The 8,617-nt window shown below is 57.2% G+C and carries 9 protein-coding genes and 2 pseudogenes; 9 read left to right on the top strand and 2 right to left on the bottom strand.

What is annotated here, in order from left to right:
- Positions 1-46 precede the first annotated feature (46 nt).
- Positions 47-547: an IS66-like element accessory protein TnpA gene (tnpA, locus tag VSR82_RS39140; protein ID WP_429464199.1), complete on the bottom strand. Its 501-nt coding sequence runs from the start codon at positions 545-547 to the stop codon at positions 47-49.
- A 191-nt stretch (positions 548-738) separates the two neighbouring features.
- Here tnpA (VSR82_RS39140) and VSR82_RS39135 point away from each other — a divergent pair, with 191 nt between their 5' ends.
- From VSR82_RS39135 to VSR82_RS39110, 6 genes and pseudogenes are all read left to right on the top strand, one after another.
- The gene (locus tag VSR82_RS39135) at positions 739-879 is read left to right on the top strand and encodes a hypothetical protein (protein WP_498858835.1); all 141 of its coding nucleotides are present in this window, start codon (positions 739-741) and stop codon (positions 877-879) included.
- Between the two features lie 579 nt (positions 880-1,458).
- Positions 1,459-2,679 carry a group II intron reverse transcriptase/maturase gene (gene ltrA, locus VSR82_RS39130; RefSeq protein ID WP_498858834.1) on the top strand — a complete coding sequence of 407 codons (1,221 nt, stop codon included), beginning with the start codon at positions 1,459-1,461 and terminating at the stop codon, positions 2,677-2,679.
- On the top strand, positions 2,570-3,151 hold the full coding sequence (locus VSR82_RS39125) for a group II intron maturase-specific domain-containing protein (protein WP_498858833.1): 582 nt from the start codon (positions 2,570-2,572) through the stop codon (positions 3,149-3,151). Before ltrA ends, VSR82_RS39125 begins: the two co-directional genes overlap by 110 nt.
- Positions 3,152-3,383: 232 nt before the next feature.
- Positions 3,384-3,668 carry a hypothetical protein gene (locus VSR82_RS39120; RefSeq protein WP_410853146.1) on the top strand — a complete coding sequence of 95 codons (285 nt, stop codon included), beginning with the start codon at positions 3,384-3,386 and terminating at the stop codon, positions 3,666-3,668.
- A gap of 737 nt (positions 3,669-4,405) precedes the next feature.
- Positions 4,406-5,207: pseudogene (locus tag VSR82_RS39115) on the top strand (IS5 family transposase).
- Positions 5,208-5,234: 27 nt separating this feature from the next.
- Positions 5,235-5,801 (top strand): RNase A-like domain-containing protein, encoded by a 567-nt coding sequence (locus VSR82_RS39110; RefSeq protein ID WP_498858832.1) that lies wholly within the window; start codon positions 5,235-5,237, stop codon positions 5,799-5,801.
- 96 nt (positions 5,802-5,897) lie between these two features.
- On the opposite strand, the pseudogene VSR82_RS39105 reads toward VSR82_RS39110, so the two are convergent.
- Positions 5,898-6,344, bottom strand: a pseudogene (locus VSR82_RS39105) (Tn3 family transposase); the annotation flags it as partial.
- Between the two features lie 77 nt (positions 6,345-6,421).
- Here VSR82_RS39105 and tnpA (VSR82_RS39100) point away from each other — a divergent pair.
- From tnpA (VSR82_RS39100) to tnpC, 3 genes are all read left to right on the top strand, one after another.
- The gene (gene tnpA, locus VSR82_RS39100) at positions 6,422-6,814 is read left to right on the top strand and encodes an IS66-like element accessory protein TnpA (RefSeq protein ID WP_429327326.1); all 393 of its coding nucleotides are present in this window, start codon (positions 6,422-6,424) and stop codon (positions 6,812-6,814) included.
- Positions 6,811-7,149, top strand: coding sequence for an IS66 family insertion sequence element accessory protein TnpB (tnpB, locus tag VSR82_RS39095; RefSeq protein ID WP_429464089.1), 339 nt, complete (start codon positions 6,811-6,813; stop codon positions 7,147-7,149). The genes tnpA (VSR82_RS39100) and tnpB overlap by 4 nt, the downstream gene beginning before the upstream one ends.
- A gap of 63 nt (positions 7,150-7,212) precedes the next feature.
- The coding region (gene tnpC, locus VSR82_RS39090) for an IS66 family transposase (protein ID WP_498858831.1) at positions 7,213-8,617 on the top strand (1,405 nt) is incomplete at its 3' end.

The raw sequence follows: 8,617 nt of genomic DNA, 5'->3' as shown, positions 1-8,617 counted from the left end.
GAGCGTCGCATGGTCCATGATGGTCTCCAGTTACGAGTGAGCTCCTTCAGCGTAACCTGCCCGGTGAGGCGGGGCGGACCATGTCATTAGTGATGGAAGTGTTGACGGGGCCGGAGCGCCGGCGGCGATGGTCAGGCCAATCATCGGAGGACCCGCTCAAGGACCGGCGCAAGATCGTCGCGTCGGGCACGCCTTCGATCCGAAGTGACGTATTGCCATGCTGAAGCTGAATACTGCCATTTGCAGCCACGGCAGGTGCAGGCGTGTGTGGCGCATCCGGCTCCTGAGGTATCGCCCGTTCGGACTGTGCATCGACAACGACAGGCAACGTCGTCTGCGCCTGGGAGTCGTCCACCAGCAAACCCTGAGCGTACAGTTTGCGCCACGCCCACACCTGGTTGGCGTTGATGTTGTTCTCGCGGGCGATCCGGGCGACGGCGGCACCGGGTTCAAAGGTCTGCTCGACGACCGATCGCTTCCACTCCAATGGATGTCGTTGGTTCTGACGCCTGGCAGGTAATTCGACTGTCTGAGACACCGTGTCCATTCTCCGCTGTTTGTGGACACAGTCAGTCATTCGTGTCCGTTGCAGCCGATGATTGCATCTTCTACGCAAGGCGGGGAACGGTACAGATCAGATGCTTACGTTTGCTCAAGTGTTTTCGAACGAGCATTTGCGCATCGATACCATGCCGCTAGAAGCGGCCATTCCCTGTTAATCAGAAAGGAGTTAGTGCGATGCGCACGATCGGGCATTACACCGGGTTTTTCGGCGCGGACGATGTATTGAGCAACTGGCATCCGTGCCGTTTCACCTACCGCGGTGTCTCTTTCACGTGTGTCGAACAGTTCATGATGGTGCGACGCGAAGTCGCGTAAGTAATTGTTCCAGCTTGATGTTAAGCGAAGGAACCTGCATTTCCGTGTGCAGTAGCCTACTCAAGCTCGCGATGCTGGTAACGGTGCCGTGAGAAGCCTTGAGGACAATGTAGACCGCCTTCGGGCTAGGTGTCCCCGCGAGGGAAGCCGAGAACTCCGAGCACAACTGGGGTTCGGTCGCTAGGCTGGTCGGTATGGGTAACAGAAGTGAACTGTCGATAAACGTCGTTAATTGTAACAAGCCAAATGTGCTGACAGGCTTGAACCAAAACGGTACGTGACTGGTTGATTCGCTCATCATTCGGATCACACGGACACAAAGTCACCGGCGAAAAGACAGGCCCTAACCCGATCGCGTTACTTACGTGGAACGCGGTAAGCCCGTATATCTCCCGCGAGGGTAGGAGCATCGCAAGATGTGACGATGGATTGCGGGTATGGGATCGTGGAAAAAGCGAAGGCTCGGTTGTAATGACTGAGATACGGACAGTTTGTTTCGTCTGGCCCGAAAGGGCGCCCACTTCCACGTGGTCTTTCATCACGAGACGTATTGATAAACCTTTTGAGGGAGGAAAGCAGATGACTGCATCGTTGGTAGACGCGGGTGCGCCTTCCCACAACCCGGTACAGTGGCACCAGATTGAATGGCCCCGTTGCCACCGAGAAGTGAGAAGGCTGCAAGCGCGAATCGTGAAGGCAACGAGCGAAGGTCGCTGGGGCAAGGTGAAAGCCTTGCAATGGCTACTAACGCATTCGTTTCACGGCAAAGCTCTCGCCGTGAAGCGGGTAACTGAGAATCAAGGCAAGAACACGCCGGGTGTGGATGGGGAAACCTGGTCTACGCCGGAATCAAAGTCCACTGCCATTTTGTTGATGAGGCGGCAAGGTTACCGACCGTCACCTCTGCGGCGCATCTATATTCCGAAAAGCAATGGAAAGCTCAGACCTCTGGGCATTCCGACGCTCCGCGATCGTGCGATGCAAGCGCTACACCTGCTATCGCTCGATCCGGTGGCCGAAACAGTTGCCGATGATTATTCATATGGCTTCCGTACGCACAGATCTACGGCTGACGCCATAGAACGGTGCTTCGGTGTGCTGGGAAAAAAGGCTTCGCCGCAATGGGTGCTGGAAGGCGACATTAAAGCTTGTTTCGACAAAATCAGTCATGACTGGCTCCTCGCGAACGTCCGAATGGACCGAGCGATACTCCGGAAATGGTTGAAGGCAGGCTTTGTGAGCGATGGTGTGTTATCGCCCACCGAGGAAGGTACCCCTCAGGGCGGAATCATCTCCCCGGTACTCGCCAATCTCGCATTGGATGGGTTGCAGGCTATGCTTCGGGACAGATTTACGTGGATCACGAAAAACAAGCTTAGGGGTTGTGTCAATCTTGTCCGGTACGCGGATGACTTCGTGATCACAGGGCGTTCGAAAGAATTCCTGGAACATGAGGTGCTCCCGGCAGTTGTAGCATTTCTCCGGGAACGAGGGCTTGAGCTTTCGCAGGAAAAGACCCTCATCACGCATATTGACCAAGGTTTTGATTTTCTCGGTCAGAATATCCGGAAGTACGGCGGGAAGCTCCTTATTCGGCCGTCGGATAAAAGCGTGCGTTCGCTGATGGAAAAGATTCGAGAGGTGGGTCAGAAACAACAAGCAGGTGAAGCAGTCAACGCTGATCCGTCTGTTGAATCCGATCATCAAGGGCTGGGGCAATTATCACCGGCACGTTGTCTCGAAAGACACATTTCACAAAGTGGACTACCTGATTTGGCAATGCCTATGGAGATGGGCTAAACGCCGGCACCCCCGGAAACGTCTCCCGTGGATTAAGAACCGATATTTCCATCGGATCGGTTCCCGGGACTGGATTTTCGCGGCAGAAGAGCGAGATCCCGAGTCGGACGATGCAAAGCTGTTCAAGATTGAACATTTGAGCAAACTGACCATCGTTCGGCACGCCGCTGTAAAAGGCGAGGCGAATCCTTACGACCAAAAGTGGGAAAGCTACTTCGAAGAACGTCTCAGCCTTCGAATGGCGAGATCACTGACCGGTCGGCGGGTGCTTCTGTCGCTTTGGATTTCCCAAGGTGGCAAGTGCGCTCACTGTGGTGAGAAGATCACCAAACAGAGCGGATGGCATGTTCATCACATTCGCTGGAGATCGAGGGGCGGGAGCAGTAGCATTTCAAACCTCGTCTTTCTGCATCCAAATTGCCATAGGCAGGTTCACAGTCGAGACCTCGAGGTTCGCAAGCCGGCTCCTTGACTGGGGCTTAGAGAGGCTTGAGCCGGATGAAGGGAAACTTTCAAGTCCGGTTCTTAGGGGAGGGGCGGCCAGCAATGGCTTTCCCTTACCCGACTACGCGAAGGCAAAGCTGTTTGATGACGAGACGTCCGCCGCGAAGATTCCCGCGACGACTGATCCGATGACGCAGAAGAAGCTCGCCCGTAAGGTCGCCAACTTCGTTCTGGATACATAGGTCGCGCGGCGCGAATCGATTGTCTTCGTTGGCTGTCGCGAGAAATTTGCGCAAAGCCATAAACTACGCTCCGTGTTGCTCGCGACGGCGCCGACGGTGATGGTTGACGCCAGTCCCTATGACCGGATCCGGGGCGTCGGCCTTGGCGAATGGGGAGTCGGCCCGTTGTTTCAGTTTTGCTGTTGGCAACGCAACATCTCATCGGCCCACACCGCGGTCGAAAACAGGAGTCTGCGCGGCGTATCGAGCTCGCGCGGTGGCTCAAGCAGGCGGAAGTCACCACGAATGCTCCGGTGCAAATAGATAGGGTGGTCGAATCTATCTTTATAGATCTGGATACAGAACACGATAGACGGGAAGTGTCGCACTTACGACATTTCGTATCTTCATTGTCGACCTTGTTCGTCGTTTAAAAACGAGGAATATCGATCCACGCGGTTATCTGGCTGTTGGCACGATCATCGCTGTTCGACCCCCGGGATTTTAGAGGCCCAGTTCCACACCTTCTGCATCCAGCAGACGGGAGAACAGCCAAAGGAGCTAAGAGTGAGTTCGCTTATCGAACCGAGCGGAATTTTTCCGACCCGGCTGCCGTACCCTCTGCGACGCTTGAGGAGGCCCTAGCTTGATACCCCGCTGGCGCAGTTCTGGACTGCGGGAATCGGAATCGTAGCCGCGATCGCGTAGAGGATCTTGGACGTTTGAAACGGACGACTGCCCTGCCTTGTGGTTCCGCTGTTCAGATGGCAAAGGTTATGGCTTTCCTAGGAAGTCAACGTCCTCTCGACGGATTTTTGACTTATCTCCAAAAAGTGTATTTGCTTTAATATGTTTGAACAGTCCGAAAGGAAGGCACATGATGAGCGTTAGACGTGCGGCATCCCATTTTCTGACGACTGCCATCTTCGCGACCGCACTAACGATGGCGGGGCCAAGTTCATGCGGCTTGAGAAAGTGGCGATGCATTCGTCGTACTGAAATACATTGAAAGCGTGCTCGAAATTGGTTCTCTAGGGCCAAGCATGGAACATAAGGGAGGCATGACAAGAGCGAAAAGTAAAGCCTATCCGACAGACGTTTTTCGACGAAGAAAGGAGCTTCGTGGCAGCGTCTAACGTTGATGGATGAGAGTGCACCACAGAGTGTACGAGGTGCGCGAACGGTCAATGCGTTGCGCTGGATGGCTCGCGCTGGGGCTGCGTGGCGAGTGCTGCTGACCGTTTTTTCGTCGGGAAAACTCGTGTACCAGCAGACGCACGATGGCTGGCGGCGGCTGTTTCGAGTGCATGGTGAGTGACCTTCGTTCGATTGTCCGTGTGGCGCAAGGGCGGCATGGGCAGCCGAGCGCGGTTATCGTTGATGGCCGCACGTTGCAATCGACATGTGAAAGTGGCCCACGCGCAGGCTATGACGGCTACAAGCGCAAGCGTGGCAGCAAGGTACATATGGCGGTCGACATTCTGTCAGTTGCTCGCCGTACACGTGACACCGGCCAACGAGCAGGAACGGGCACAGGTGGCAGAGCTAGCGCGTCAGGTGCAGCAGGCAATGGGAGAAGCCGAAAAAGTGGTCTTTGCCGATCAGGGGGACACGGGCAAACATCCTGCGTAGGCTGCGCGCGCCTAAGGAATTGATCCCCAGGTGGTCAAGCTGGACGAAGCGAAAAAGCGTTTCCTGCTGTTGCCGCGGCGATGGGTAGTCGAGTGCAGCTTCGGATGGATCAACCGCCTTCGCCTCCCACTTGACTACGAACGCTTGCCCGAAACACTCGCAGGTCCGCATTTTGTCGTCGTAGCCGTGCTTGTGCTTGTCCGTGCAATCCTGGTACTTCGAAGTTCCTAACACCGTCTAATCTCTACAAGGACCAAGATGAAAAAATCGCTTCACCGCAACATACGTATCCGTCTACTAAGGACGTCCGTTTTTTCGGCGGTAGCGTGCGCACTCGCACTGACAATGCTGAATGCGGCTGCACAGACCTGCCTCCCACCGGCGAACGGCAACTGGGCGCAGTGGCTTGGCCAGCAGGAATCCGCTGGTGGTCACGCAGTTAGGTGTCACGTCGGAAAATCAGAAAGCGGCTTAATCGGCCGCATCATCAATCGGGGCGGCGGTAAGGGTGACACTTGCGCGCCATATCCCGAAGCGGCAAGCTCCTTCACAGACGCGAAAACAATGCTCAGGGCGATATCCGACGCGATAAAGACAAGCGCTCCCGGCGCGGTGACCGGCCCCAACGGAAGAACCACCTTAACCGGGCGAAGCGAACAAAAAGTTGGTCTGGTAGTCAAGACGTTCACTGGAAAAGACCCCAGTAAGAACCGCTCACCGTGCAATGCAAACAAGGGATTCGTCTGCCAAGGTACACGAAACTGGGTCGCAGTAATCGAGAAAAACGACGCTGACTGCTTTCTACTTACCGCATACCCGAAATAGCGTCTTCGTTAGCTCGAGCAAGGTGACGGATCGACGCGTAGTTTAAGGGACGAAATCAAAAAGACTCGTTGGGGCTGTATGCCTTTGCGGCAGGCAGTTCGCGACGAGGTCGTTGTACTTGATCACCTTGCGCTGCCAGTGACGGACGCTTTCGGCTATCGCGCCTTCGCCACCGAACATCAGCCACTTCGCGAAGTCGTTGAACTGCTCGCTCTTGTTGGTCGCGGCGTGAATCGTGCGACGCAGGTCTGGTTCACTGAGATGTTTCAACCGGAACAGCGTCTGCGTCACTTGCCCCAGCTCACGGAATGTGAAGCGGAGCTTGTTTTTCGTGCTCTCCGATCCCAGGCGGCGCAGGACCGTCGACGGCGTCATCTTGCCTGCCTTGATCGACACTGCAACGCGCATCATGTCGGCATAGTGACGTTCGATGAGTGGCCAGTCCACCGGCTGACGGCACAAGCTGTCGATGTGCTTGTATTTGCGCAGCCGGTCCGCCTCGTACAGCACGAGATCCTTGATGTTGCGCATGTGCGGCATCAGGGTAGGCGCCCGGTCATCCCATCTTGAGTCACGGTGAAAGTCTTGGGAGCATCGTGTCCACTTAAATAGGTGGACACGTGAACACTATTGACGAAGCAGCGGCACCTGGCCGCCGTCGCCGCCGGCGCTACAGCGTCGAATTCAAGGCTCAGGTTGTGGCAGCTTGCCAGGGGCCCGGGGTGTCGCTCGCGGCGATCGCGTTGCACCACAAACTGAACGCCAATCTGCTTCGACGTTGGGTCGAGCAGGCCGAAACGAACGATTGCGTGCTCGTGGCGCGTAGCGACCTGGCAGCGCCATTGGCAGCGGCGCCAGCACCGGAATTTGTACCGCTGCCACTTGAGACGCGAAACACGCGTACAACTGAGATTCGCGTCGAGGTGCGTCGCGCGGATCTGTCGATCACGGTTAGCTGGCCAACCTCGGAGGCAGCGCAGTGCGCCGCGTGGCTACGCGAGTGGCTCGCATGATCCGCATTGACCAGGTGTGGCTGGCAGTTGACCCGCTGGATATGCGGGCTGGCTTCGATACGGCGCTGGGTCGGGTGATCTCCGTGTTCGGCGCCGCGCATCCTCACCATGCTTACCTGTTCGCCAACCGGCGGGCCAACCGCCTGAAGGTGCTGGTTCACGATGGAATTGGCATCTGGCTGGCAGCGCGACGGCTTAATCAGGGGCAGTTCGCGTGGCCGCGCGCGGGTAGCGAACCAAAGCAGCATGCGCTCACGCAGGAACAACTTGCCGGTCTGGTGGTGGGTTTGCCATGGCAGCGCATCGGCGCGGACGGCGTGATCCGTGTCGTTTGAGGACGTTCGGGACGTATACGGTCGCGCTTTCGCGCTCTCCGGGGTTCTGGCAGACTCGTCTGCATGGATCTGCCCGCCGACCTCAACACTCTTAGCCCCGAACAACTGCGTGCGCTCGCCACGCAACTGATTGCACGCGTCGAAGACCGGGACCGGGAGATTGAAGAGAAGACCCGGGAGGTCGGTGAGAAGGAGCGGGAATTACGCTATCGGCAGACCCGCATCGACCAGTTGACCCACGAGATATCGATTCTCAGACGCCATCAGTTCGGCAGGCGCAGCGAGCAGCTCAGCAGCGATCAGATGAACCTGCTGGACGAGGCAATTGACGCGGATCTCGCCGCCATTGAAGTTGAGCTCGAGCAACTTCAGCCACAAGCCACAACCGAGCCGCTACCCCTGCAACCGAAGCGTGCAGCGCTGCCGGCGCAATTGCCGCGCACAGAGATCCGGCATGAGCCGGAGTGCACCGTATGCCAGTGTGGCTGCGAGCGCGTGCGCATCGGCGAGGACATCAGCGAGAAGCTGGACTACACGCCGGGCGTGTTCACCGTGGAGCGGCATATCCGTGGCAAGTGGGTGTGCAGAAACTGCGAAACACTGATGCAGGCTGCGGTGCCTGCGCACGTCATCGACAAGGGCATCCCGACTGCGGGACTGCTGGCGTCAGTGCTGGTTGCCAAGTACGCTGACCACCTTCCCCTGTATCGTCAGGAGCAGATCTTTGCGCGAGCGGGCGTCGCGATACCGCGCTCGACATTGGGCGCATGGGTCGGTACGTGCGGCGTGCAACTACAACCGCTGGTCGACGCGCTGCATCAGGAAATCCTGCAGCAGGGTGTGCTGCATGCGGATGAGACGCCGGTACAGATGCTCGGTCCCGGCAAAGGCAAGACACATCGCGCGTATCTGTGGGCGTATACGCCGACGCACTACAGTGAGCTGCGCGCCGTGGTCTACGACTTCGCCGACAGCCGTGCAGGCGAACATGCCCGCGCGTTCCTCGCTGACTGGCAGGGCAAACTGGTATGCGACGACTACAGTGGGTACAAGGCTGGATTCCAGCAGGGCATCACTGAAATTGGATATGCAGCGCACGCGAGACGCAAGTTCTTCGATCTGCACGCCAATCACAGCAGTCAGATCGCCGCGCAGGCGCTGCCGTTCTTTGCTCCGCTTTACGACATCGAGCGCGACGCTGCAGTGCTGCAAGCCGAGGAACGCCACAAGCTTCGACAGAGTCGGGCCAAGCCGGTCTGCGGCGCACTTCACGAATGGATGGTGGCGCAGCGCAAGCTGGTGTCGGAAGGTTCTGCAATTGCCAAAGCGCTGGATTACAGTCTTAAACGATGGGATGCGCTGACCCGCTATCTCGATGACGGTCACGTGCCCATAGACAACAACTGGGTCGAAAACCAGATACGTCCTTGGGCGACGGGGCGTTCATTGTGCACCTCCTTGCGAAACC

The sequence above is a fragment of the Burkholderia sp. JPY481 genome (assembly GCF_038900515.1).
GTDB lineage: Bacteria > Pseudomonadota > Gammaproteobacteria > Burkholderiales > Burkholderiaceae > Paraburkholderia > Paraburkholderia youngii.
This window is presented reverse-complemented; position numbering and strand designations above follow the sequence as displayed.